Below are 25,291 nucleotides of genomic sequence, written 5' to 3'. Positions count from 1 at the left end.
GAAAACACCTCCTTTGTTAAAAGAGAAAAAAGTTTAAAAACTCACATCCACAACGTGTACGTTAACTTCCAGAGGTTCCTTTCCGGCATAGTTCGTAAGATTGTATATGATGCTATCTTGTAAATTCTTGGCAACTTGTGGGATGTTTGTTCCATACTCTACAACGACGTAAATATCCGCCTTTATATCCACCCCATCATCTACAAGTTTTATTCCCTTGTCAACGTCGCTGAACATCGAAACGATGCCAGAAAAGACTGATGGATTTGACAGATCGACTATTCCATAGCTGTTGACCATCGCCTCTTTGATAAGGGCTTTCAAAGCTTGTGAAGAAACTTCTATTTCTCCATATTCCGTGGAAAATTTCAACATTATCCCTCCCATTTTCTCCTTGTCAACGAGAAAAACATTCTTTGTGCTACTTTTTCAGCAGAAAGTCCCACCTTTTCCAAAAGTTCTTCTCTTGTTCCATGTTCAACAAAGTTGTCGTCTATTCCCAACACTTCTACTTTATTCCTGTAACCCTGCAATTTTAACACAACTGAACTACCAAATCCTCCGATCACACTGCCTTCCTCTAAAGTCCAAATGTGTGGCGATAGTTTTATCTCTTCCAAAGCTTCAACGTCTAAAGGTTTTACACTTCTACAATTGTACACCGAGACCGATAATCCTTTTCCTTTCAAAATTTCCGCTGCTTTCAGTGCAACTTCTACCATCGATCCCACCGCAAGTATTGTACCATCTTTTCCGTTAACAATTTTTTGCCATCTGAATGGCTCATCCAAAATGGGTGCCAAAATGACTTCCGTGATGTTCACCTTTTCACTTTTTCTTGGGTATCTTATGGCAATGGGACCCTTTACCCTTCCTATAATCGCTTTCATCATTGATGACAATTCTTTCGTTGAGGAAGGCGCCAATATTTTCATATTGGGAATGAGGTTCAAATAAGAAATGTCAAAGGTTCCATGGTGAGTAGGACCGTCTTCTCCTACCAAACCAGCTCTATCTATTCCGAAAACAACGTCCAGATTTTGTAAGGCCACATCGTGAATTATCTGATCAAACGCCCTTTGAAGGAAAGTTGAGTATATCGCAACTACCGGTTTTAAACCACGGGTGGCGGCGCCAGCGGCGAAAGTTGTACAAAGGCTCTCTGTTATTCCCAGATCGTAAAATTTTTCTGGATGCCTTTCATGAAAGAATTTAAGTCCCGTTCCCTCTTCCATTGCGGCGGTTATTCCAATTATTCTTTCATCTATATCTGCCATTAAAGATAACACCCTTCCAAAGACCTCACTGTAAGAATGCTTTTCTTTTTTTACTTCCAACGAAATTCCAGTCTTTGGATCTATCATGGAAACGCCATGAAACTTTGTTGGATTCTCTTCTGCGTACGAAACTCCCTTTCCTTTTTGTGTTACAACGTGAACGACAACTGGCCCTTCTATTTCATTCAAACTTTCGAAAGCTCTCAACAACATTTTAATATCGTGTCCATCTATTGGACCAAGGTATTTTAATCCCATTTCTTCAAAGAAATTATTTGAGAGGAGCAATTTCTTTATGGACAATTTCACCTTGTCGGCTATCTGTTCCAAGTCATTTTCTTTGAGTAAATCGTAAAATTTGTTATCAATCGTTCTGAAACCTTTTGAAGTGCGAAGATGGGTTAAAATTTTTTTCGATAATTGACCAACACTTGGAGATATACTCATGCCGTTGTCATTCAAGACAATCTTCAAATTAGATGAGATAGACTTTATCTGGTTTAACGCTTCAAGCGCTGTTCCTGAAGTCATTGCCCCATCTCCTATAACTACAATGGTTTTCCCATCTTTTTTTAAGATCTTATTTGCCGCTTCTATTCCGAGTGCGGCAGAAATCGAAGTGGCAGCGTGTCCAACTCCAAATCTGTCGTAAGGAGATTCGTGAATGTTTGGATAACCGCTTATCCCTCCAAATTTTCTAATAGTTGGGAGAGATTTTGCCCTACCGGTAAGTATCTTGTGAGTGTAAGCTTGGTGTCCCGTGTCCCAAACTATGTAATTTTCATCTGGAGGAAAGATTTTGTAAAGCGCTAGAGCAAGATCTACCGTACCCAAATTGGAGGCCATATGACCATTTCCAGAGCTTACAACTTCCGTTATGTATTTTCGTATGACGTTTGCCAGTTCGCGAAGCTCTTCGCAAGACATGTTTTTTAATTTTTTGAATAGAGGCTCATCTTTGAGGATTTCAGGAGTTTTCACTTTCGATCTCCTTTTCGAGGTTTCCTAAAACTTCTTTCACCGTTAGTGAAGCCGAATTGATGAGTTCTTTGCATCTCTTGTAAAGTTCAACGCCTTTTTTAAAGAGTTCCAAAGATTCTTCCAAAGTCACATCTTCACTTTCCATAAGCTGAAGGGTTTCTTCCAATTTCCTGTACGCTTCTTCAAAAGAAAGCGATTCTATCTTGTCTTTTTCTCCTTTTTCAGGAGTATCATTCACTTTGATGTACCTCCTTAACATTCGTAAGTGCAAAGCCATCCGCGAGCACGACTTTAAGGATATCGCCGCTTTTAAGTTCATCAGTTGAAGTTACCAGCGAACCTTCTTTGTAGACAAGCGAATAACCTTTTTTTAAAGGCGCTCGTGGATCATGCGCTTTTAATTCACTTTCCAATTTATCCAAAATGTATCTATTTTTCTCAACTTTAGAACGCATCACGATTTTCAAATTGTAAAAGGCATTTTCAACTCTCTCTTTGAATATTTCCACTTCTCGCACACTTTTTGAGCGTTTTAAGGCTTCTTCGTCTCTTAAAATGCTCTTCGTTTTCTCTTTCAGAATCTCATCGATTTTTCTTCTCATTCTTTCAAAAAACGTCTCAACGTTTTGTTTTTTTATTTCAAGAGTTCTTGAAGGAGAGCGAGCTCTTAGCTTTTCCTTCATATGATTGACATTTGAAGTATGAGAGGATAACTTGTTAAGTAGAAAAGTCGATAGACTTTTAAAAGCTATTTCGATTCTTCTTTCTATATCTTTTAAATCTGGAGTTACCCTTTCCGCCGCTCCGGTGGGAGTGGGGGCCCTCATATCCGCCACGTAATCGACAAGCGTCGTATCAACCTCATGACCAACCCCTGTAACGACCGGTTTTTTCATTTCGTAGACTTTCATAACAACTTTCTCTTCGTTGAAATTCCACAGATCTTCTATGCTTCCGCCTCCACGCACGAGCAAAACAACGTCCGCATCTGAATTATCGGCCTGCTCTAATGCGTTTACTATTTGAGAAGTGGCTGCTTCTCCTTGAACTCCGGTGTGAAAAAGCAAAATTTCAGCCAAGGGATACCTTTTGTTTACGGTGTTTAAAACATCTTGAAAAGCCGCGGATGTTCTTGAAGCCACAACGGCTATCTTTCTTGGGAAAAGCGGAAGCGATTTTTTTGGTTTATCAAAAATACCACGTGTCATCAATTTTCTTTTCAAGGCCTCAAAGCGCCTGTAAAGTTCTCCAAAATCCCTTCCTTCTTCTACGCCTTCCGTGTAAAGTTGGTACGTTCCTCTCTTCGTGTAAACACGAATTGATCCATATGCTTTTACCAAAGTTCCTTCTTCTATTTTCCTGTTGTGCAGTTTGTAAACGGCGTTAAACATAACACAATTCAAAAGGCAATCCTTCTCTTTGAGAGAAAAATAGGCGTGGGGACCCGAATACTTGAAATTCGAAACTTCCCCACGAATTGCGACGTTACTCAAAGTATGATCTGATTTTAAGTCTTGCACTATCCTCTGGGTGAGCTCTGAAACACCCATTTCGTTGTAATCGATCATTTTTCACTTTTCGCATTTATCTTAGCGGCTTCCACCACGTTTCGCATAAGAATGGCGCTGGTTACGCTTCCCACACCGCCGGGTACTTTTGATACGGAAGCTTTTTGAGAAACGGAATCGAAGTCGACATCACCAACTACCTTGCCATCTACCACGTTTATTCCAACATCTATAACTACCGCTCCTTCTTTTACCCAATCGGCATCAAACATTTTCGCTTTCCCAACCGCCGCTATCAACACATCTGCATTTCTCGTTTTTTCTTTTAAATCACGCGTTTTTGAGTGGCATACTGTTACAGTTGCGTGCTTTGAAAGCATCATCAACGAGAGGGGCTTTCCAACCGTGGTGCTTCTTCCAACTATAGTGACATTTGCCCCTTTCAAATCAATTTCGTAATACTCAAGAAGCTCCATAACAGCTTGAGCCGTGCACGGTGTAAAAGATTTCACACCCAATAATACCTTTCCTAAGTTCTGAGGAGTTCTTCCTTCTACATCTTTTAAAGGACTGAGAGTTTCCAAAACTGTCAATTCGTCAACTTCCTTTGGAACTGGATGCATTATCATTATTCCACTAACATTTGGATCATCATTTAAACTTTTCACGTCTTCTATGATCTTTTTACCGCTTGTCATAACCTTTGCAAAGTCTATACCGAGTTTCTCGCAATTCTTCTTTATCGAGTTCAAATAAACATCCGTAGATCTATCATCACCAGAAACAACGCATCTCAAAGCGGGGGTAATACCCTCCGCTTTGAGACGCTGAACTTCTTCGGCTGTTTCTGACTTTATCTTTTTGGAAAGTTCTGCTCCTGAGAGGATCATATGTCAAGCATCTCCTTAATTTTCACAAAGACTCAAAATAGTCCCGTTATCTTTCCATCGTCATCGACGTCTATCATCTGAGCTGCTGGAACTTTCGGTAAGCCTGGCATGGTCATTATTTCCCCGGCAATTGGAACGATAAAGCCCGCGCCATTTGAAAGGAAGACTTCCCTCACGGTAAACGTGTAACCGCTTGGTGCTCCAATCGCTTTTGGATCATCACTTATAGACGCCTGAGTTTTTGCCATTATTATCGGAAGGTTTCCCTTTCCTTCTTTTTCGATCTTTCTTATATCGGATAACGCTTTGGAAGTGTAAACTACATTTCCAGCCCTGTATATTTCTTTTGCAAGTGTTTCAATCTTCTCTTTGATTGGCGCTTCCCAATCATACAAACGATGGAAGTTGTTTTCGTCTTCTTCCGTGGATTTTACAACTTCTCTTGCAAGTTCTTCTGCTCCCGCTCCGCCTTTTGCCCAAGCATCGTTTAGAGCGATCCTCACACCCATGCTCTTCACAAAGTCTTCAACGATCTTCAATTCTGCATCGGTATCGCTTTCAAATTTATTCAAAGCCACCACTATTGGTAAACCAAATTTTTTAACATTTTCTATGTGCACTTTGAGATTTTCCAGACCTTTCTTTAAAGCCTCCAAATTTTCTTGTTTCAACTCTTTTTTATCCATACCACCATGCATTTTCAGTGCTCTAACTGTTGCAACGAGTACAACCGTATCTGGTTTTAAATCCGCATACTTTGAAACGACATCGAAGAATTTCTCACCACCAAGATCAGCCGCAAAACCCGTTTCAGTTATGACGTAATCTGCAAGTTTAAGTGCCAACTTAGTCGCCACGATTGTATTCGTGCCGTGAGCTATGTTAGCAAAAGGTCCGCCGTGGACGAAAGCAGGCGTATGTTCTATCGTTTGAACAAGGTTTGGATTTATGGCATCTCTAAGCAAAGCCGCCATTGCACCCTCGGCCTTTAGTTGACCAGCTGTAACGTATTTTCCTTTTCTTGTTTGACCTATTATTATGTTGGACAGTCTTCTTTTAAGATCTGAAAGATCACTTGCGAGACATAAAATTGCCATTATTTCCGAAGCAGCGGTTATAACAAATCTATCCTCTCTGGGATATCCATTTCCCTTTCCACCCAATGAAATCACTATTTGCCTTAATGCACGATCGTTCATATCTATAGCTCTTGGCCATGTTATTCTTCTCACATCTATATCAAGATCGTTTCCATGATGTACGTGGGCATCTATCATAGCCGAAAGAAGGTTATGTGCAGCGCTAATGGCATGCATATCGCCCGTAAAGTGCAAGTTTATGTCTTCCATAGGCAGGACTTGAGCGTATCCTCCGCCTGCAGCACCTCCCTTTATTCCGAAGACTGGTCCAAGCGATGGTTCACGCAAAGTGACTATGGCTTTCTTTCCTATTCTGTTCATTCCCTGTGCTAAACCCACACTTGTTGTTGTTTTTCCTTCCCCCGCCGGTGTGGGCGTTATTGCGGTGACAATTATAAGTTTTCCATTTGGTTTATCCTTGTACTTTTTCAACAACTGATGCGGTACTTTTGCAACGTACTTTCCGTAGGGAAGCAATTCATCCTCTTCTATTCCCACCATCTTTGCAATCTCTCTTATCGGTTTCAATTCAACGCTTTGGGCAATTTCAATATCGCTCTTCATCTTTCTGTGGTCTCTACCACGACTTTTAATTTGTCGCGGAGAAGTGCCACACTCACCTCCTTTTTGTATTTTCGCGCATCTTATGAGCGCATAAATTCATAGATTTAAAAATTACAACTCACGCTTGAAATCTGGAGCAAATTTTTTTGCTATCCTATCCAACACTCCATTTACAAATTTTCTGTCTTTGGGCGTTCCGTAACTCTTAGACAACTCCACCGCCTCGTTAAGAGTCACTTCAATTGGAATGTTTGGTACGTATATCAATTCATAAGTTCCCAACCTTAATATGCTTCTTGAAATGCTGGAAAGCCTTTCAAGAGACCACCCAATCAATCTTTCCGCTATTATCCGATCTATTTCTTCCAATCTGGAAAAAGTGCCTTCCACAAAATCCATAACTTCCTTCTCAAAATCTGAAGAAACACCTTCCATTTGGCACACTCTGTGCACCGACTCGGAAGGTGTTAAATCCTGGAACTCCATTTGATAGATGGCTTTAAAAGCCAAATCCCTTATTTGTCTACGATGAGACTTGGTTGTGTACACCTCTATTCTTGATCCTCCGTTTCATCATCGTTGAATTCCTCGTCAGAATGGTTTGGTGGAATCACATCTTCTATCAAAACGTTAACAGCTATAACTTTAAGACCCGTTATGTTTTCTACCTCTTCGGTGATTTCTTTTTGAATCTTCTTGGACACTTCTGGAATTTTTTCTCCGTATCTCACCTTCGTCTTAACAGCCACAGAAATGCTATCCTCGTCTTTTCTGTCTATTGTTACCTGTTTTCTGTAATACTTGTATTCCTTGGATTTTTGTGTTATTTCTTTTCCTTCAGCTTTTGCTAAGGTTAAAATAACGACATCTTCTATAACTTGATTGGAAATGTCTATTTTACCGCCAGATGATTTTTCAACATCTTCAAAATTGCCGTTTTCATCCATGTTTTCGCCACCCTTCTTAATCGTTACCGATCGGAATTAAGCCCTTTCTATGTACTCACCCGTTCTCGTATCGACCTTTATCTTTTCTCCTCTTTCTACAAAAAATGGCACCGTTACCTTTAATCCCGTTTCGAGAACAGCAGGTTTCCCGCCTCCAGAAACCGTGTCTCCTTTGAAGCTTGGATCAGTTTCCACAACTTCTAAAACAACACTCGCAGGTAAAAGAATGTCTATAACCTTGTCTCCGTGAAAAACAAGGTTGAGTTCCATATTTTCAGTCATGAAATTCAGTTCTTCTTGAAAGTCTTTAATGGGAAGTGAGTACTGTTCGTAATCGTCACTCGTCATAAAATAAAGAAAGCTTTCGTCTTTGTACAAATACTGAGCGGATTTCAAAGTCAAGCTCACTTCTTCAACTTTTTCTCCACTTTTGAACGTTTTGTCCTGTACCAAACCGGTTAAAACGTCTTTAAGTCTTGTTCTTACAACTGCACTGTGCCCCCTTCCCATTTTATGCATCGAAAAATCAACAACTTTGTAGATCTTTCCATCTAACATTATGTGTGTCCCTTTTCTTAAACTTGTAACATCTATCACCGGTACAACCTCCTCATATTTGTGTGAATTCTTTTTTGAAAGATGATAGACACTTGTAGCCTTCTTCAGTTAAAAGTACATCGTCCTCTATACGTATTCCAAATTCATTTGCTATGTAAACGCCCGGTTCAAAAGTGACGATTGCATGCGAAGGGATCTTTTTCTCATATCTGGGACTTAAAAACGGTGGTTCGTGAACGTCCATTCCAACACTGTGTCCCAAACTATGTGTGAAATATTTACCCAAACCGGCTTCTTCTAATACGTTTCTCGCAATTGCATCTATTTCCTTACCGGTCATACCAGCTTTGGCGGCTTTCATGGCTGTCATCTGAGCATTCAAAACGGCGTTGTAAGCATCTTTAACTTTTTGCGAAACCTTTCCGATGGCAAATGTTCTGGTTAAGTCGCTGCAATACCCATCTACCAACGCTCCAAAATCAACTACCATCATTTCACCATTTTCTATTTTTTTATCAGAAGCAAGCCCGTGTGGCAAGGCACCACGATATCCAGATGCCACTATTGTATCAAAAGAAGGCTTTTGTGCTCCTCCCATTGCCATTTCAAATTCAAGAATGGCCGCAAATTCCTTTTCACTCATCCCAACATGGAATTTTTCCAGTGTTCTTTCCAACGCACTTTGAGCCACTTCCACGGCTTTCTCGATCTTTTTAATCTCATCTTCATCTTTGACAGCTCTCAACTCGTAAACCTTATCTTCAACATTTTCAATGCTGGCAGCCTTTGAACTCAAATCTCTATACCAAGCGTAAAACATCTTGGATTCTTCTACGCCTATCTTCTTTCCCTTCACAATTTCGCCCACTTTATCCATAAGAGAAGAATTTTCAGTTTTCACCATTTCAAAATCAGATTCTTGAGAAGCTTGAGTGTAAAAACGCGAATCAACGACTATGAAACGCTCACTTTCTCCTATGATTACCGCTCCTGTATCCCCACTAAAACCGCTGAAATACCTAACGGTGGTGTTTGAACCTTCGGAAGAAATACTCACAAAATAGTCCAAACCCTTTTCCATGAGAAATTCTTTCATTTTCTCCGATCTGCTCATACGCTTCTCCTCACTCAAAATGTGAGAATGCCTCCCCTCTTTAATGCCTCTTTGAAAAATTATACCACAAAGCCATGCACACACTCTTACGTGAAAATAAAATCATAAACTACACATTTTCAGGCTTTAGATTTAAGAGTTCTTCTCGACTTAATTTTCCAAGCGTGTACTTATGAAGAATACCCTTTAAAAGCTGTATTTTTTCAATACCCATTGATCCCTTCCACCAGTAACCCATTAACGAATTATTTAGCAAAAGCGGATCGACGTTTTCATCAATTAATCTTTCGTTCACGGCTATTTTCCAATCTATAGAACCAGGAATGAGGGTGTATTCGTTTATCACGGGCTTCACGCCAGCCTCTACGACACGCTTTACATCTGTCAAAGCGGATTCGAAACTTTGCCCCGGCAGTCCAACGATAAGGTATGCTCCCACTTCTTTTTCGGTAAATCCAGCTCTTTTTAGAAGATTAACAGCATTGTAAAATGCTTCGTTGCTCACTTTTCCGCCTGTTTTCCTTTGAAGTTCCACATCACTTGTTTCGTATCCTATCCTTATCGTTTTGAAATTCTTTTCCTTCAAAAGCATCGCCGTTTCTTCATCCAAAAGCTTGGCGTGAATTCCATTTGGCAAATGGTAATTCATTTCATCGGGCAAATTTCTCAAAATTTCTTTAAATCTTTCTTTTTTGACAAGAAGCGCGTCATCGTAAAATGCCAAATCTTTTACGCCCTGTGCTTTCAAATTTTCAATTTCTTCCAGGACACTTTCTACGCTTCTAACTTTGAATCCTTTTTTCCACGCTATACAATAAGTGCACCTAAAAGGGCATCCAAATGTAGTGTGGACAACGGCGGCTTTTAAGGATTTATAAAAAGAATAATCCGGTTTCAACAGCTCAAACCAGTCATTTCCCACCGCATGTTCAACCTTCACACCGGTGAGTTTTTCAATCGTGTTGTACACTTTTGGTATTCCCTCTCCAACAACAATTTCGTCTGCGCCTGATCTTTTTGCGTGTTCTGGAAGAAGGGTTGGGTAATTTCCACCAAGTATTATTGGAGCTTTGAACCGCGATTTCAAGATTTTAACAGTTTCAAAAACGCCACCGTACCAGTATGTCATCATCGACGTGATCAATATAACATCGGGTTCAAAATCTAAAGAGTTAAAAACTTCTTTGGGTGCGCCGTATCGTTTTAAATAACGAGGAATACCATATTCTTCCATCAAACTTTTTATAACCACGCTGTGAAATTTTCCGGTACCATACGGTCCTTCGTGAACGTTATTCTTTGGAAGAGATCTGTCCAGAAGATCCAGAAGTTTGACTTCCACACCGCTTTTTTTCAACGCGGATGCAATGTACAAAAGACCAACGGGTTTTAACCAAAAATCGTAAGCTGACACATCGTAAATGTATGGATTAACCAGAAGCGCTTTCATCTTTTTTTCAACTCTTCGTAGTAATATGAAATACCTTTCAAAGTTAGAAGCGGATCGTACGCTTCTATCCTGTCGCATATCTTGGAAAAGAGGTTTCCTTCTCCACCCGTGGCAATCACTTTAAAGCTTTTTGAAAGCTCTCGTTCGTAGGCTTTTACAAGGCCATCAATGGCAAAAGAAGTACCCAGCATTGTGCCCGATTGTATATTCGAAGGGGTATCTTTTCCAACGGCAGAGGATGGCAACTTTTCAGAAACTGCAGGCAATTTTGCCGCATTTGAAAAAAGAGCCTTTAGCGAAGTGCGTGGACCGATAAGTATAGATCCTCCCTCGTATTTGTCGGTTACAACATCCAGCGTTATTGCGGTTCCAAAATCAACAACAATAACGTCTTTTTTAAATTCTTTTTTTGCAGCAATGACGTTCGCGATCCTGTCAGCGCCAATCTCACTTGGCGTGTACACGTTCCACTCTATCCAGTCAACACTTTCCGTGGTAATAAACATCGGATCAGAATGCAGGTACTTCTTTGCAAAGTACAAAAAAACGTTGTTAACACCTGGAACTACGGAAGCTACACACATGGCTTTGATATCATTAAACGATTTATTCGAAAAATTTATAAGATTATTAACGTTAACCATCAATTCATCTTCCGTCTCAATATGAGAAGTAGCAATCCTCCAGTTGTTCACGTTTTGTTCACCATCAAAAAGTCCCAAAACCGTGTGCGTATTGCCGACATCAACGGCGAGCAGCATCTTCTACCACCTTTAGGAAAAGTTCATGAATGCGTGTGTCGTTCGTAATTTCCGGATGAAAAGATGACGCAAAAATATTGCCTTTCCTTACCATAACAGGTGTTTCATCGTACTTGGCAAGCACGTCCACGTCTTTTCCTACCCTCGTTATCATGGGGGCACGAATAAAGATGGCCTTAAATGGTTTTTCTCCAAGAATTGGAATTGGGATATCAACTTGGAAAGAATCAACCTGTCTGCCGTAACCATTTCTGTTAACCGCTATGTCCAACACTTTAAGGGAATCCTGTTCCGGGTGAGAAACTATTTCTTTGGCAAGGAGTATCATACCTGCGCAAGTTCCGTAAACAGGGAGACCGTTTTCTATTTTTTGCTTTAATTCATCGAAGAGCCCCGTTTTTTTCAAGAGCTTTACCATTGTTGTGCTTTCTCCACCGGGAATTATTAGTCCATCAATAGAATTGAGATGATTGGAGGATTTTACCCTTATCGTTGGCACATCTAATTTTTCCATCATGTCGAGATGTTCTTCTATGTCACCTTGCATTCCCAAAACGCCTATTTTCATAACAAAGCGGCCAACGAGTGGCCTCTCTCCCCTTTCTCTATAAAATTCACATTCAAAATTGAAGGAATTGGGCATACGTTGTGTATGCCCAATTCTTATCACCAACCTCTTTCTTGCAATTTTTCGCTTAAAGCTGCTATTTCTTGACCTTCCATAGCTTGTCCTATTCCTTCACTTATTCTAACAAGTTCATCAGGATCGTCGTAATGAAGGACTGCTTGCACTATGGCATTTGCCATTTTTGGAGGATTGGAAGACTTAAATATTCCTGAGCCAACAAAGACCCCATCCGCTCCGAGCAACATCATTAAAGCGGCATCTGCAGGTGTTGCGACCCCACCTGCTGCAAAATTCACCACCGGAAGTCTTCCTCTTTCTTTAACAATTCTAACAAGTTCTAACGGCGCGCGTATTTCCTTTGCAAAAGCAGAAAGCTCTTCATCTGCCATGAATTTCAACCTTCTTATCGCATCCATAACCGTTCTCATATGTTTAACAGCTTCCACAATGTTACCCGTCCCGGCTTCACCTTTTGTTCTTATCATCGCGGCGCCTTCTGAAATTCTTCTCAGAGCTTCTCCAAGATCTCGCGCACCGCAAACAAAGGGAACATTGAATTCATGTTTGTTTATATGGTATTTATCGTCTGCAGGTGTAAGGACTTCACTTTCATCTATAAAATCAACTCCCAACGCTTCCAGAATTCTCGCTTCTGCAATATGTCCTATTCTTACCTTCGCCATAACCGGAATGGAAACGGCATCCATTATCTTGTGTATGAGACCCACATCCGCCATTCGCGCCACTCCGCCAGCTTTTCTTATATCTGCGGGAACCCTTTCCAGGGCCATAACCGCAACGGCGCCAGCCTCCTCGGCTATTTTGGCCTGTTCTGGAGTGGTAACATCCATTATCACTCCATTCTTAAACATATCCGCAAAGCCTTCCTTCACAACCCATGTTCCTTTTTCATTCATTTATTCAGTACACCTCCTAATTTGATCCTACCGTCTTCATGATTCTCTGCATCATTTGTATTCAATACTCGACTTTTTCCAATCGCGAAAGATCCGATTTTTTCCTCCCCACCTTTGCACAAGGCTTTCCGTTTACTTCGACTATATCCGCAGTGATATCTACCTTTTCCTTAAGAAGCGAAGAGCCTACTCCGTACGCATCCACCGGGACTTTTAACTTTTCAAAAAGTGCTATCTTATCGGCATTAAATCCACCGGAAACTATTATTTTAAGGTTTTCCAAACCCATAGAATCAAATTCCTTTCTCGCTTTCCAGACAAGCTCAGGGCAAACTCCCAGAGACATCTCCCCAATAGGAGTAACTGACACGTCTCTTAGCGTACCAGAAGTATCAAATCTCACTCCCCATATCTTGTTCTTTCCGGAACCTATTATTTTTTGTAAAGGAGAACCTTCTCTGTACTTTTCGCCGGTAACGTATTCGTAAAAGTCCTGAAGCATCTTCTTTGTTGTGCCTATAACATCGTTTTCCCAATCGACGAGAATGATTCTGTTAACATGAGATGGGATGTATTGATCGAATTTTATGGCAGCTTTCGAAGTGGATCCCTCATAAGCCGCTATTAGTGCATGAGGAACGGTTCCAGTCGCTTCAGCTCCCCAATAATCGGCATTTGCATCTGTTGAAACAACATCGGCTCCAGATTTAAAAGCGGCGTAACCATCTGTCGCCTGAACCCAATAGTGATCAAAGCGTGCGGAGAAAAACAAAATGGGTTTTCCATTTGCAACTTTCGCAACTTTCTTGACAGCAGTTGCGGTGGAGCTGCCTCTTGCTATTACTCCGAGCAACACTGTTTCTAAATATCCGAAATAAGTTGGATCTCCTTCAATTGTCATTATGGCTTCCATATTTTTTGCCTCTTCGCCATCGTAAAGGGCTTTAACTTCTATCTCAGAAAATTTGTCCACCCACAAGTTGTTAAGCGCTTCACGCAAATCCCACCTTTTGTGGTTCGCTTTTTCAATTTCTTTTCTGTCCATGATGTAAACGGCATCTTGCAATTCACGTTCCGCTTTAAGTAATTCTTTGAAAATCGAATCGGCTTTTTCTTCGTCTTTGTAATAACCTGTGCACATTTTCAATATTGCCAGGGCTTCATCTATACCAACGATCACGGCATCTCTTCTTGGAAAAAATTGATAGAGCACCTTTGGATGGTGATCGTCTTTTTTCAAAACTTCCACGTATCTCGTAAAGTATTTGTCCGAGTAATAACCCGCTCTTATCCTATCAATGGGTACTTTGAAAACCCTCGGATCAAGCCTTTGAGCTCTCACAAGCTCACCTCCATGTACATATTTTGGCTCCAAGCACGTCTTTTATTTGTTGAATTGCAAAATCATGTAAATTATCGTCGTAAGAAGCTACGGCATTTTCATACACGATTACTTCAAAATCCCTATTTCTCAACTCTTCAACGTTGAAAAGCACACAAATATTGGTGGTTACCCCACAAACTTCAACAGTTTTTGGAGAAAGTGTCCTTAACTTTTCATCTAAGTTGGTTCGGTAAAAAGCGGAATACTTTTTCTTTTTCACGAAAAAAGCGTTATCGTATTCTTCTGCTATTTTCTTTAAGTTATCAAATAACTGAGCTCCCCAAGTATCTTTAATACAATGCTTTGGAAAAATATTAAATTCTTTATCATACTCATCGTGCCAATCTTGAGTAAAGATAATTGGGGCGTTGTTCTCTATGTATTTTTTAACGCAATCTAAAACAACTGGTTTTACACTTTCGGCTTTTTCAAAATAAAGCGACCCATTTTTTGTGACAAAATCATTTTGCATGTCCACAACCATAAGTGCTTTACGCATAAGCGTTCACCAAACTTTCCATATTCTGAAGGGGAATATTCCCCATTCTTAACATGTTAATGGCATTCTCAATTTGAGAGATCTTTCTTTTAATTCTTTCTCTCTCTGCGGGATCCGTCGCGTTTTTAAGCAAATTTCTCAAAGCGTTTAATGCCATCTTCAACTTTATTTCCACACTTTGAATTGGAAAAAAATCACTTGTTTTCTTTTTGCCATTGATATAACTTTTTCCTTTTTTTCCATTTGGATAGTAAACTTCCACCGTTGTCTTTCCAGCCACCGCCGCTAGAAAAGCTCCTCTTTTTCTCATATCCAGCGTTATGGCTGAATATATCACGTATCCGCCATTTGCGACGGCTTCTGCTCGCATTCTAGCCGCATTTCCCGTTTCATGACCAGCTACTCTACTGATGCTTAACATGGCAGAGGAGGGAGACGCCACTCCCATTTCCCCCGGATCCAATTTGTAGTGTAAAATAGGATTTTCAAATCCCAATTTTGATACATTCATCATAAAAGTTCACCATACTAATTTTACCACGAAATGCGTATCAACTTTTTATTCGCCGTGTGTTAAGTTTAAGAATTTAATAACCCATCTCATTATCCGCGTCTGTCACAAAGCATTTCAAAAAAGATTAGACCTCATCCTATGATGAAAAACAGCCCTTTTAATTCTCTTTAAAAATTACAAAACTGGAAGGAACACCAACGTAGTTAACAAAGAGGTTTCATCAGGAAAATTTTTAGTGTAAAATACAAATAGCTTAAGCCATCATGCGCTTCAACGTTACAAAACATTTCAAAAATTGTCTTTTGCAATTTTCATGTACAACATGGGAATTCAAGGTTGTTGGAGTTTTGGAACTTTTTCATTCAGATGGAGGGAAAAATGGAGAAAAAAATGATAACTTTAAATGGAAAAAGTACCCGAATGATAAGATGGCCCGCTTCTAAAAAGAAGTTCAAGCTCGTAATAGTGCATGGTCTTGGAGAACATGTTGGACGTTACGATGCGATATCCAAGGATTTTAACGATGCCGGAATAGAAATGGTGGGGTTTGATCAAAGAGGTCACGGCAAGAATTCAACGAAGAAGGGTCATGTTGATTCATTTAATTTGTTTTTGAAAGATCTCAGATCTTTTGTGAAAATGGAAAAGGATGAATTTCCCCTTTTCATGTTAGGACATAGCCTTGGAGGGCTAATAGCCGCTCGCTATGCAGAAGAATACCCGAACACGATAAATGGGCTAATCCTTTCTAGTGGTGCCTTTGTTTCTGATAACGTTCCCTCTATTTTGAAGTTCGTTGTAAAGATCACTTCTGTTCTCTTTCCCACTTTTGCTTTTTCGAATGGTATAGACCCTCACACGCTTTCAAGGAACGAAGAAACGGTTAGAAAGTACATAAAAGATCCATTAGTCCATTCAAAAATAAGCGCCCGGCTGGCAAATGAATTGTTTAAAAACGTTCAAATAACTTTCGAGAAGGCCAAGTCTCTGTCTCTTCCAATACTTTTTTTGGCCGGCGAGAACGATAAGGTGGTCCCACCAAGGGGAACTAAGAAGCTGTTTTTGGAAGTGGCTTCCAAGGATAAAAAACTTAAGATATTTAAGGGAGCATACCATGAAATATTTTGTGATCCGCAAGACGGGACTGAATTCAGAAAAACTATTATAGATTGGATAGTTGACCACGCCGAAGGTCATTGAAGGTAAAGAAAGATCAAACGGCATCGATCAGCTCAAACTCAAATGGAAGGTCTGAATATTTTTAATCCTTCAAAAGTATCCAAATCAGGTTCACCAAGTTCTGAATCTATGTAGCTTTCAAAATCAACATTCATGTTTTCGTCGTTTATTATTGAAAGAACATCTGCCATTACAGCAAAAGCCGTTGGATTTTGCCCTGCTCCAACACCGCTCAAAAAATTCATGCCACTTTCTCCTTCTATTACCAAACAATTCTCGGTTTTATCTACTCTTGCGATGCGGGAGTACTTTGGAATGGCAACGGGTCCAACAAATATCTTAATTTTTTCTTCAAATGAGATGTAAATTATCGGCTTTACAACGCTCTTTAGCCTTTTTGCATATTCAAACTTTTTCGCATCTATATTTGTTATGGGTTCTATTGTAAAAGATTCAAGTTTAGGAATTCTTTTGCTAACTAGAGCGCACATTATAGAAGCTTTGCGCGCGGCATCTAAACCATTGATATCATCGCTTGGATCCTGTTCGGCATAGCCTTTTTCTTGAGCGATCTTTACGGCTTCTTCCATGGGCATCCCACTGGTCATCTTTGATAAAATGAAATTGGAAGTGGCGTTCAGGATGCCATATAACTTTTTTATTTTTCCATAAGAATGGTACTTTAAATTCCTTAACGCCGGCATTCCACCGCCTACACTTGCACCGAACATCACTTTTGCGTTGTTTTCTTTGGCCAATCTCAGAATCTCCACGCCCTTCGATGAGATAAGAGCCTTATTGGCGGTAACCACGTTCTTTCCTTTTTTCAAAGCCTCTTTAATTAGTTTATAAGCAAAGTCTGTCCCCCCAACAGTTTCAACAACAATGTCAACTTCTTCTATTAAATCTTGAATATTTTTAGCAATCGTCTGGCTTTTTACGTTATGAACGAGATATTTTGACTCAGAACGATTTAACACTTTGTGAATGACAAATTCTCTTCTTTCTTTAGCAAGCTCGTAGAAACCACCACCAACCGTTCCCAGTCCGACTATGCCGATCCTTTTCAATGTTTGTATCTCCTTTTACCTGTGAAGATCAATTTTATGTTAGCGCTTTCCAATCTCTCTTTAACCAACGTGTCCATCTTTGAACCTCCCGGCTGTATTACGGTGCCGCTCCCCACTTCTTCAAGCTTTCTCAAAACCCTTTCGTCTTTTATGGGACCATCAAAAGCAAAGATCGCATTTTGAACGTCTTTTGAGTGCCTTTTAGCCCGCATTAAAGCTATTTCCAAGGCATCTATTTGATCCGGTTGACCGCTTCCCAACGCTATCATTTCACCCTCTTTGAAAATGCAACATGCCATTGAATTAGACAAAGTAGCGATAACGCTAGCCCACCGGTACTGTGGATCATCATTGTCAGAAGAAAATCTCATTTCTTCCAGATCGTCAGAAGTTTGAACCAAAAAATTTCCATCTAAAAATCTGTATTCTCTATTGGAAAATGAGAGAAATTTTTCGTTGAACTTAACCATTCTCTTAGCTTTCACCTTTACATTGCTTGTTTGGGGTACAGCAAGAACGTCCAAATCATTCTCTTTTAATGAGGTTACAAGTTTCTCGTTAACAAAATTGACCGCTAATACCCCACGAGCCTTTGAAAAATCAAAGTTTCTGTTAACAACATCTACCACACTTCCATGGTGAACCCGAACCGCAAATGGAGCCCTAAGATTTTTCAAAGCACTTAAAGCCAGATGAAGATCTATCAAATTGTTGTAGCTCATTCCAAGAAGTTGATCTTCATCCAGAAAATCAAAAAAGGCGTTCTCTTTGGCTATTTTTGAAATGTGCGCATACTGGTATGGATTTTCACCATATCTCAATGGAACGATCTCTTCTAGTATTATGGTCTCGAATTTCTCTGCAGCGAAGACCTCACTTAATTCCTTGTGCGTAAGAGAATTTATTCTTAAAAGACGGTACATGGCCTTCAAAGATAACATTCTTCTGTCTTGGAGAGTTACATCTCCACACTCGTCTATAGACTCTATAACCCTTTCAAAGTCGTCACTATCCACTAACACAATGGAATTACGGTAATTTTTCACTGCCGAATAAATAACGGCATATTTCCATGGCTCGATATCTGAAAGTATGCACTCCTCATTCAATTTTGTCGGATTTTCATCTAACTCTAGGGCGACAAGATCGAGCCCTTTAAAATCAACACCTCCGGCTTTTAAGATCTCGTTGTTCAAATCAAAAAGATCGTTGAAATCTTCCACACTTACCGTTTTTATTCCGAACTGGCTCAGTTTTTTATCGAACCATTCGAAGTCTCCGTCTTTTCTTTCCAAAAAAGCGGTATTTATGTTCAACGAATTTCACACGGTTTCGATCTTTCCACCGTGCTTCCTCCCTTCGCGAGTAGTTGCTTATTTAGTTTCATTTTGTGCGCTTAAATTTGAAATTTTCTCTTCTTCCTTTTTGCTGAGAAGCTTGTCTATATCCAAAACCATTATCATTCTGCCGTTAACATTTGCTATAGCGCTTATGTATTTGTTAGACTCATTTGTGATCTCTTCTGGTGGTTCCTCCAGAACGTTTTGCGAAAAGGTCAAAACTTCTTTTACTTCATCCACAAGAATGGCCATTTTTTTATCTTTTATGTTTACCACTATTGCTTTGTTGCTCTCATCTTCCTCATTTGGAGAGACAAACTTCTTTTTACCGCTTAAAACGGGAATAACCGTCCCTCTAAAATCCATTATCCCTTTGACAAAGTACGGAGCCTGTGGAACATTTAGAATATCTTTAACTTCTATAATGCTGTCTATTTTCATTATATCCAGCGCGTACTCTTCCCCCCCAATTTTAAAACTTACAACTTTAATTTCACTCACGTTATTTCCTCCTTTCTTGAATTCTTAAAATGCCATAAAAGGAACCAAGAACTTTAAACTCTTTTTGCTTTTCTCCTGAAAGCTTCTTGAATTTTGATTTTCCCAAAAAGCCAACGAAAATTCCATTTTTCGTCGATACTATAGCCAAGCCATCTTTTGCGGTGTTCATTTCAAATATGACGTAATCGTTTTTTAAAACGTTCACCGCAGGAATGTTAGTTTCACTCACAACAGCGATGAGATCATCTTTTTCGTCTGGAAGTGGAATGAACTTTAATTTCTTATTTTCTTGAACTAAACCATTTTCATCGAAATGCCCAAATACACGCGCCGCGCTTATTTCCAAAGGTGGTTCTGCTACAAGCTTTATTCCCCTCGAAGCGTGATCACGCCTTATATATCCCTTTTTCTGAAGGGCTTCAATATGAGCGATAGCTCCTGAAGGCGAAGAAAATCCAAAATGTTGAGACACCTCTCTTATGGTTGGAGGATATCCATTTTCTTTGATAAACTTTTTTATAAAATCGTAAACTTCTTTCTGACGCTTTGTAAGCTCTTTTATCAGCTAACACCTCTTCGCCCAACGATCAAAAAGTGTGTATTAAAAGACCACTTTGAAGCTTTGGCTCAAACCACGTAGACTTTGGTGGCATAAAGAGATCGGCATCTGCAACTTCCATGACATCTTCGATTCTAGTCGGATAAAGTGCAAAGGCAACAGCGTAATTCTCGTTGTCTACCAAAGATTTTAAGTAAGGAATTCCACGTATTCCACCCACGAAATCTATTCTCGAATCGGTTCTCGGATTCTCAATTCCAAGGAGAGGGCTCAGAACTCTTTCTTGCAAAATGGAAACGTCCAATTTTTTTATTGGATCTTTCTCATTAACGTCAATTGCCTTCAATTCATACCACTTTCCATCAAGGTACATTCCAAAATGGTGAACGGCCTTTGGCTCAACCACGCTGCTGTTAACTTCACAAACATCAAAATTAGCCTTCTTCAATCTTTCAAGAAATTCTTCTTTTGACATTCCATTCAGATCCTTCACCACACGATGATATCCCATCAATTGAAGCTCATCATGAGGAAATATCGTTGCCATGAAGTAATTCCATTCTCCCTCACCGTTAAATTCTTTGGAAACTTGAACAGAAGCGGATGCACGATGATGACCATCAGCGATGTAAAATGCTGGAACGTCATCAAAAACATCTTCTATTCGCTTAATATCGCTTTCGTCTTCTATAGAGTAGATGCGGTGTATAACATCCGGTTTCTTGCTTTTAACCTCGTAAAGAAGCCGCCCGTTTTCAACGTTAATGGCTTTTTTCAAATTATCATCGCTCCTGAAAGTCAAAAAAACCTGGCCGGTATTCGCGCGCGTGGCTAATATGTGTTTTATTCGTTCTCTTTCTTTGTCTGTTCTGGTGAGTTCATGCCGTTTTATTTTTTTTGGATACTCTTTCGCAGCAACGCATGCCACCAAACCCGTCTGGGTGTGCTGTCCCATTGTCTGAGAGTAAAGGTAGAAGAGGGGCTTTTCATCTCTTATCAGCACCTTCTCTCTTACCAGTTTCTTTAATTCTCTGGCAGCAACTTCGTAAATGTTTTCATCTTCCTTTGCTATAGCATCAGGCCTTATAACACTCATGAAGGAGTACGGATCTTCGGTGTACTTCTTTGCCTCTTCTTTCGTCACAACATCATAAGGTGGGCATTGTACCCTTTCAACGTACTTTGGATCTGGTCGTAGTGCCTTAAAAGGTCTTACGATCATCTTAAATTCTCCTCCTTTGTACTTTTCATTAGCGTGCTCAATTCAACGCCTTCGTGCTTCAAAAGCCATTCTTTCCTCCACAGTCCAGCCCTGAAACCTCCTATTCCGCTTTTGGACACAACACGATGACACGGAACAACCAGTACAAGTTTGTTCTTTCCCAACGCATTCGCCACCGCTCTGTAAGCCAATGGTCTACCTATAAATTCGGCAAGATCGGAATAAGTTTTCACCCTTCCAAACGGTATTGAAAGAGCGGCCGACCATACTTTTTTCTCAAAATCACTTCCGCATAGCGAAATTGAGAAATCAAAAGTAGTTCTCCCTGCGTAAAAGTACTCCTTCAGTTCTCTTGCTGCCTTTTCAATTGTTGGCGTACGTGAATTTCCTCCGTTTACGTCTTCGAAGATCATATTTCTTTCATCTACAAATCTTATTTCACATATTTTATCGTTTTCCTCACATATTTTCATCATTCCAAGGGGACTTTCAAACGCTGAACATCTTTTCATATCGAATTTTTCGTAGAGAAACTCATTCTAAAAAATCATCCATCTTTACCACACAGCCAATGTGAGACGAATGAATACCTGCCTCTATCAGTGCGAGATCTTTTAACGCCTCATCTGGCGCCCCCAATTTTATTTCCGTTCCATTTACGACTGCGTCGTAGAATTCTTTAAACTCTTCTTCAAAAAGGTTGACTATCGGGGCTTCATACTCCTCTATTTCTCCATTTTCCTTGATCACTTCTGTTGTTCGTGGAGTTGCCCTCATTTTCCCATGAGTACCGTATATCTTCAGGCTTTTATGTGCCGGTGCACGTAAACCGTAGCTAACCGAATAACTGCCCACTATACCATTTTTAAAAAGCATATTCAGCACCATCGTATCTTCTCCGCCTATATGATCGTTTATTTTCCTGACAAAACCAGAAACTTCACTCACTTCACCGAATATTGCTCTCAAAACTGCCATATGATGCACTCCCCCATCCGACAGAAAGCCACCTACGTGTTGTGGGTTGACACGCCACGGAGTTCTAACATACTCGTTGTCTTCTGAGAAATTCACGATGACATTCCAATCGAACATCGCAGGCTTTCCAATTTTACCGATTCTAATAAGGTCATTGATCTGATTGAGTTGTAAATCATATCTCTGACTTTCTGCCACCATAAAAACGCGATCATACCCTCTCGCCACTTTTAAAATTTCTTTGGCGACCTTTACGTTTTCGGCTATTGGTTTTTCACAAATAACGTGAACGCCATTTCGGAGAGCATCCCTAACAACTTCTAAGTTGAATTGCGGTGGAATGGCAACATCAACCGCGTCTACAAGTCCTGAAACGATCATGTGATGATAATTGTTGAAAATGTGAATGTTGGCGTCAATTTCTTTTATGAACTCTTGAGCGTTTTCGACATGTTCACTCGCCACGGCAACCACATCGAAAAGATCGGATAGCTTTCTCAATGCCGGATAGTGAAGCTTCTTCATTGCTATACCCGTTCCGATTAGACCCAAACGTACTTTCTTAGCCATGCTTTCCCCCTCTTTTCAAAAAAGAAACTAAGCCTTATCCCAAAAAATCGACAACCTTTTTAACGGCTTTTTCAAATTCATCTCTCACTTCGCCTTTACTCCTCGTTAAGAACAGATTCGCGGCGCCAAACTTTTCTCCTACCTCCGGTATTAACGGTATGCGTGCGATGATATCCGTTTGCATCTTTTTTGCCAATTCATCTGTGTGTTTTCCAAAAAGGTAATGTTTCTTTCCACAATGAGGACAAACGTAGTAAGACATGTTTTCCCATATTCCAATCAAAGGCACTTTCATCTTTTTTAAGAAGTTCATGATCTTTTCCACATCACCAAGCGCTACTTTTTGTGGCGTTGTCACTATTACCGCACCGTCTACTTTGTTGTTGTAGACTTTTAAAACTTCAAGTGGCTCATCTCCGCTACCAGGTGGAAAATCCAAAACCATGTAATCCAAATCTCCCCACATGGTATCTTGCAAGAATTGATCTATTAACTTTGCCTTTAATGGACCTCTCCATATTATTGGTGTGCTGTCATCTATGGCCGAAGCAATGGTCATGAATTTCAAGCTTCCTATTTCTATTGGCTGAAAATGTTTGCCATCAGTCAGAATTTCAGGCTTTTCTATTCCAAGTATGACATGATCATTTGGCCCGTGAATATCTACATCCATAAGTCCAACATTATTTCCATTTAAAGAAAGTTCCATGGCAAGGTTAACCGCTACCGTTGACTTGCCAACTCCACCCTTTCCACTTGTTACCATTAAAGTTTTCATGATGTAACCTCCATTTCATTTAGCTTTTCTGGTTCGATCTTCGCAATCCCCTCCAGCGCAGTAATTCTTAACTGAAGAGGCTCGTTAGACAATGCGATTGTTTCCAACTCATCGGCTTCGATTTGTTTTGATGAAATCAAGATTTTCAGGGCTTCCTTTTTAACGTTCAGGGAGTAATTTTCTCCCATGTATTCTCGAGCTTCTTCAACGTAAATTTTAAGTTTCCTAAGAGTTTTAAGCGCAAGAGCAACATTTCTTTCTTCACCTTCGTTTATAATCTTCTTCAAGCTTTCGATATTCTCTTGAGTTGGGTAATTGTAAACAAAGGGGATAGCCGCGTTTTTAAGTTCGAAGACATCAGAATTCAAAAAATCTTCGACTAAGTCCTTCGCCTGTGCCACATTCATTTGCATCAAAATTTTAAAGGCAAGTACTTTCACCTTTTTTGATGGATGGTTTAAGTGTTTCAATGCGAGCTTTTCAAGTTCGCTCTTTTCATTTGCGCAACTCCTAAGAGCCGAATCAAGAACGGGTTCCACAATTGTAGGCAATTGTTCGTCTTTTAGGAAGTCTTCAATGATTTCCCATACCTCTCCACATTTCATCTTACCAAGTGATTTTAGTGCCAATAAAGTCAAGGGTAAATGGTTCATATTTAAAACTTTTTTTATACTTTCCAAAGGAGATATGGAATATTTCAAAAAGAGTTTCAAAGCTTTTTTTCTTTCTTTATCGTTGAGTAAGGGGTTGAAAATGATCTTTTTTAATTCATCTTCTGTTACCTCTTCACCAAGTTCTATAAGTGTTTCTATGGCTTCTAACTTCAAATCCACATTATCGCCCTTTGCCAATTCTTTGATGTATTCAACTTCGTCGTTACACCCAATTTCTCCACACGCCCTCAGGGCACTTATTTTCACATCATGTGATGGATCTTTAAGGAGCGTCTTCAACAATTCGCAGGCACTTTTGTAATCACAAAGTTTTGCGGCATTTGCAACTGCTTTTTTCACTTTAGTTCCCTTTTTCGTCAGAAAAGCCATTTTTTCGTAAGGAACAGGATGCTCAACTTTTTCTAAGTATTTCAAAGAAGCGATCACTACCTCATCGTTTGGACTTTTTAAAAGTTCCACAGCGTCGTGCATATGAAATAGATCCTTCAATTTTCTCAGTTCGATCAATGTTGTTGTTACAATAGCCGGCACCGTAGAAGCCAATCCTTGAGAGACAAGCTCACCTTCCCTTTCTATGAAATTTCTTTTCAATCTTCTAAGAAGCTTTAACGAGTTTTCTTTCATAATTTATTTTTCCCTTCCATGAGCTTTTCTTGAGCTATAGGTCTTTGAACGTAGAATGGTTTGAGGGACATGTGATCGTAAGTAAGACCCATTTCAAAAGCTCTTTTTAAGGCCTCAAGCATTTCGTAAGCGGTAAAAATCGGTTCTTTAACTTTCATATCAATTTGTTTCAGTTCTTCTGCTTCTTCTTCTGAGATAACATTCTTATTTAAGGTAAGTTCTTTAAGCTTTTGCGTAGGCTGCAACGAATAGTGCCACTTTTCACCATCGAATTCAGAAAAGTACCACCATCCCTTTCTTGCCCTTCTCAACAAAATCGTGGGTTCATCAACGTTCAAACATTCAGCGTATGGAAGAGCGGATATTTTCAAAGAGTTCGCGAAAGCCATGGCTTTAACGCTTGCAAGCCCACTTCTCAATCCAGTGAAATGTCCTGGTCCGCTTACGCATCCCATTCCATCCAAGTCTTTCAAGGAGATATTAAGACTTCTCAAAAGATGATCAATTTCAACCATCAAAAAATCCGCTCGTCGATTGTAACGTAAATTCAGCGTCGCGACTTCATTGTTCGCCTGTATCGCGATTTTTATCCAGTTAGACGAGGTATCCAAAGCTAAAAAATTCAATTCTATCATCCTTTCAAGTGCTACAATTATAACATTCAC

At 39.9% G+C, this 25,291-nt stretch carries 28 protein-coding genes; 1 reads left to right on the top strand and 27 read right to left on the bottom strand.

What is annotated here, in order from left to right; translation table 11 throughout:
- Window positions 1–33: 33 nt before the first annotated feature.
- The 17 genes from ACXJIN_RS06035 to ACXJIN_RS05955 all read right to left on the bottom strand — a co-directional run bounded on the left by ACXJIN_RS06035 (window position 34) and on the right by ACXJIN_RS05955 (window position 15,128).
- Window positions 34–372 carry an Asp23/Gls24 family envelope stress response protein gene (locus tag ACXJIN_RS06035; RefSeq protein ID WP_456400447.1) on the bottom strand — a complete coding sequence of 113 codons (339 nt, stop codon included), beginning with the start codon at window positions 370–372 and terminating at the stop codon, window positions 34–36.
- Between the two features lie 2 nt (window positions 373–374).
- Entirely contained in the window at window positions 375–2,258 is a 1,884-nt protein-coding gene (gene dxs / locus ACXJIN_RS06030; RefSeq protein WP_456400445.1) for a 1-deoxy-D-xylulose-5-phosphate synthase, read from the bottom strand.
- The gene (gene xseB / locus ACXJIN_RS06025; protein WP_456400443.1) at window positions 2,245–2,496 is read right to left on the bottom strand and encodes an exodeoxyribonuclease VII small subunit; all 252 of its coding nucleotides are present in this window, start codon (window positions 2,494–2,496) and stop codon (window positions 2,245–2,247) included. The genes dxs and xseB overlap by 14 nt, the downstream gene beginning before the upstream one ends.
- Window positions 2,489–3,826 carry an exodeoxyribonuclease VII large subunit gene (xseA, locus tag ACXJIN_RS06020; RefSeq protein ID WP_456400441.1) on the bottom strand — a complete coding sequence of 446 codons (1,338 nt, stop codon included), beginning with the start codon at window positions 3,824–3,826 and terminating at the stop codon, window positions 2,489–2,491. The genes xseB and xseA overlap by 8 nt, the downstream gene beginning before the upstream one ends.
- Window positions 3,823–4,656, bottom strand: a complete 834-nt coding sequence (locus ACXJIN_RS06015; protein ID WP_456400439.1) for a bifunctional 5,10-methylenetetrahydrofolate dehydrogenase/5,10-methenyltetrahydrofolate cyclohydrolase — start codon at window positions 4,654–4,656, stop codon at window positions 3,823–3,825. The genes xseA and ACXJIN_RS06015 overlap by 4 nt, the downstream gene beginning before the upstream one ends.
- Before the next feature lie 32 nt (window positions 4,657–4,688).
- Entirely contained in the window at window positions 4,689–6,359 is a 1,671-nt protein-coding gene (locus ACXJIN_RS06010; protein ID WP_456400437.1) for a formate--tetrahydrofolate ligase, read from the bottom strand.
- A 111-nt stretch (window positions 6,360–6,470) separates the two neighbouring features.
- Complete coding sequence (gene nusB / locus ACXJIN_RS06005; protein WP_456400435.1) at window positions 6,471–6,908, bottom strand: transcription antitermination factor NusB; 438 nt, start codon at window positions 6,906–6,908, stop codon at window positions 6,471–6,473.
- Between the two features lie 2 nt (window positions 6,909–6,910).
- Window positions 6,911–7,306 carry an Asp23/Gls24 family envelope stress response protein gene (locus ACXJIN_RS06000; RefSeq protein ID WP_456400433.1) on the bottom strand — a complete coding sequence of 132 codons (396 nt, stop codon included), beginning with the start codon at window positions 7,304–7,306 and terminating at the stop codon, window positions 6,911–6,913.
- A 36-nt stretch (window positions 7,307–7,342) separates the two neighbouring features.
- Window positions 7,343–7,903, bottom strand: coding sequence for an elongation factor P (gene efp / locus ACXJIN_RS05995; protein ID WP_456400431.1), 561 nt, complete (start codon window positions 7,901–7,903; stop codon window positions 7,343–7,345).
- A gap of 13 nt (window positions 7,904–7,916) precedes the next feature.
- Window positions 7,917–8,978: a M24 family metallopeptidase gene (locus ACXJIN_RS05990; RefSeq protein ID WP_456400429.1), complete on the bottom strand. Its 1,062-nt coding sequence runs from the start codon at window positions 8,976–8,978 to the stop codon at window positions 7,917–7,919.
- 109 nt (window positions 8,979–9,087) lie between these two features.
- Window positions 9,088–10,428: a B12-binding domain-containing radical SAM protein gene (locus ACXJIN_RS05985; protein WP_456400427.1), complete on the bottom strand. Its 1,341-nt coding sequence runs from the start codon at window positions 10,426–10,428 to the stop codon at window positions 9,088–9,090.
- Window positions 10,425–11,189, bottom strand: a complete 765-nt coding sequence (locus tag ACXJIN_RS05980; RefSeq protein ID WP_456400425.1) for a type III pantothenate kinase — start codon at window positions 11,187–11,189, stop codon at window positions 10,425–10,427. Before ACXJIN_RS05980 ends, ACXJIN_RS05985 begins: the two co-directional genes overlap by 4 nt.
- On the bottom strand, window positions 11,173–11,757 hold the full coding sequence (gene pdxT / locus ACXJIN_RS05975; RefSeq protein ID WP_456400423.1) for a pyridoxal 5'-phosphate synthase glutaminase subunit PdxT: 585 nt from the start codon (window positions 11,755–11,757) through the stop codon (window positions 11,173–11,175). Before pdxT ends, ACXJIN_RS05980 begins: the two co-directional genes overlap by 17 nt.
- A gap of 98 nt (window positions 11,758–11,855) precedes the next feature.
- Complete coding sequence (pdxS, locus tag ACXJIN_RS05970) at window positions 11,856–12,734, bottom strand: pyridoxal 5'-phosphate synthase lyase subunit PdxS (RefSeq protein ID WP_456400421.1); 879 nt, start codon at window positions 12,732–12,734, stop codon at window positions 11,856–11,858.
- A 61-nt stretch (window positions 12,735–12,795) separates the two neighbouring features.
- The gene (locus tag ACXJIN_RS05965; protein ID WP_456400419.1) at window positions 12,796–14,076 is read right to left on the bottom strand and encodes a nicotinate phosphoribosyltransferase; all 1,281 of its coding nucleotides are present in this window, start codon (window positions 14,074–14,076) and stop codon (window positions 12,796–12,798) included.
- 4 nt (window positions 14,077–14,080) lie between these two features.
- The gene (locus ACXJIN_RS05960) at window positions 14,081–14,617 is read right to left on the bottom strand and encodes a cysteine hydrolase family protein (protein WP_456400417.1); all 537 of its coding nucleotides are present in this window, start codon (window positions 14,615–14,617) and stop codon (window positions 14,081–14,083) included.
- On the bottom strand, window positions 14,610–15,128 hold the full coding sequence (locus ACXJIN_RS05955; RefSeq protein ID WP_456400415.1) for a hypothetical protein: 519 nt from the start codon (window positions 15,126–15,128) through the stop codon (window positions 14,610–14,612). The genes ACXJIN_RS05960 and ACXJIN_RS05955 overlap by 8 nt, the downstream gene beginning before the upstream one ends.
- 381 nt (window positions 15,129–15,509) lie before the next feature.
- Here ACXJIN_RS05955 and ACXJIN_RS05950 point away from each other — a divergent pair, with 381 nt between their 5' ends.
- A complete protein-coding gene (locus ACXJIN_RS05950; RefSeq protein ID WP_456400413.1) occupies window positions 15,510–16,331 on the top strand; it encodes an alpha/beta hydrolase in 822 nt (273 codons plus the stop codon).
- A gap of 38 nt (window positions 16,332–16,369) precedes the next feature.
- Here ACXJIN_RS05950 and ACXJIN_RS05945 read toward each other — a convergent pair whose 3' ends face one another.
- Genes ACXJIN_RS05945 through tsaB form a run of 10 tightly spaced genes read right to left on the bottom strand, consistent with a single transcriptional unit; the run spans window position 16,370 to window position 25,252 of the window.
- Window positions 16,370–17,380, bottom strand: a complete 1,011-nt coding sequence (locus ACXJIN_RS05945; protein WP_456400411.1) for a homoserine dehydrogenase — start codon at window positions 17,378–17,380, stop codon at window positions 16,370–16,372.
- A complete protein-coding gene (locus ACXJIN_RS05940; protein WP_456400409.1) occupies window positions 17,377–18,696 on the bottom strand; it encodes a hypothetical protein in 1,320 nt (439 codons plus the stop codon). Before ACXJIN_RS05940 ends, ACXJIN_RS05945 begins: the two co-directional genes overlap by 4 nt.
- A gap of 57 nt (window positions 18,697–18,753) precedes the next feature.
- Window positions 18,754–19,221: a chemotaxis protein CheW gene (locus ACXJIN_RS05935; protein ID WP_456400407.1), complete on the bottom strand. Its 468-nt coding sequence runs from the start codon at window positions 19,219–19,221 to the stop codon at window positions 18,754–18,756.
- 1 nt (window position 19,222) lies between these two features.
- Window positions 19,223–19,783, bottom strand: a complete 561-nt coding sequence (locus ACXJIN_RS05930) for a LexA family protein (RefSeq protein ID WP_456400467.1) — start codon at window positions 19,781–19,783, stop codon at window positions 19,223–19,225.
- Between the two features lie 25 nt (window positions 19,784–19,808).
- Window positions 19,809–21,002, bottom strand: a complete 1,194-nt coding sequence (locus tag ACXJIN_RS05925; protein WP_456400405.1) for a DUF1015 domain-containing protein — start codon at window positions 21,000–21,002, stop codon at window positions 19,809–19,811.
- The gene (locus ACXJIN_RS05920) at window positions 20,999–21,514 is read right to left on the bottom strand and encodes a methylated-DNA--[protein]-cysteine S-methyltransferase (RefSeq protein WP_456400403.1); all 516 of its coding nucleotides are present in this window, start codon (window positions 21,512–21,514) and stop codon (window positions 20,999–21,001) included. The genes ACXJIN_RS05925 and ACXJIN_RS05920 overlap by 4 nt, the downstream gene beginning before the upstream one ends.
- A 22-nt stretch (window positions 21,515–21,536) precedes the next feature.
- The gene (locus ACXJIN_RS05915) at window positions 21,537–22,550 is read right to left on the bottom strand and encodes a Gfo/Idh/MocA family protein (protein ID WP_456400401.1); all 1,014 of its coding nucleotides are present in this window, start codon (window positions 22,548–22,550) and stop codon (window positions 21,537–21,539) included.
- A gap of 34 nt (window positions 22,551–22,584) precedes the next feature.
- Window positions 22,585–23,328, bottom strand: coding sequence for an Mrp/NBP35 family ATP-binding protein (locus tag ACXJIN_RS05910; protein WP_456400399.1), 744 nt, complete (start codon window positions 23,326–23,328; stop codon window positions 22,585–22,587).
- The gene (locus ACXJIN_RS05905; protein WP_456400397.1) at window positions 23,325–24,626 is read right to left on the bottom strand and encodes a HEAT repeat domain-containing protein; all 1,302 of its coding nucleotides are present in this window, start codon (window positions 24,624–24,626) and stop codon (window positions 23,325–23,327) included. The genes ACXJIN_RS05910 and ACXJIN_RS05905 overlap by 4 nt, the downstream gene beginning before the upstream one ends.
- Window positions 24,623–25,252 carry a tRNA (adenosine(37)-N6)-threonylcarbamoyltransferase complex dimerization subunit type 1 TsaB gene (gene tsaB / locus ACXJIN_RS05900; protein WP_456400395.1) on the bottom strand — a complete coding sequence of 210 codons (630 nt, stop codon included), beginning with the start codon at window positions 25,250–25,252 and terminating at the stop codon, window positions 24,623–24,625. The genes ACXJIN_RS05905 and tsaB overlap by 4 nt, the downstream gene beginning before the upstream one ends.
- Window positions 25,253–25,291: the final 39 nt, after the last annotated feature.

The organism is Mesoaciditoga sp., from assembly GCF_054006115.1.
The sequence above is the reverse complement of the archived record's forward strand: the minus strand, read 5'-3'. Positions and strand labels throughout refer to the sequence as shown.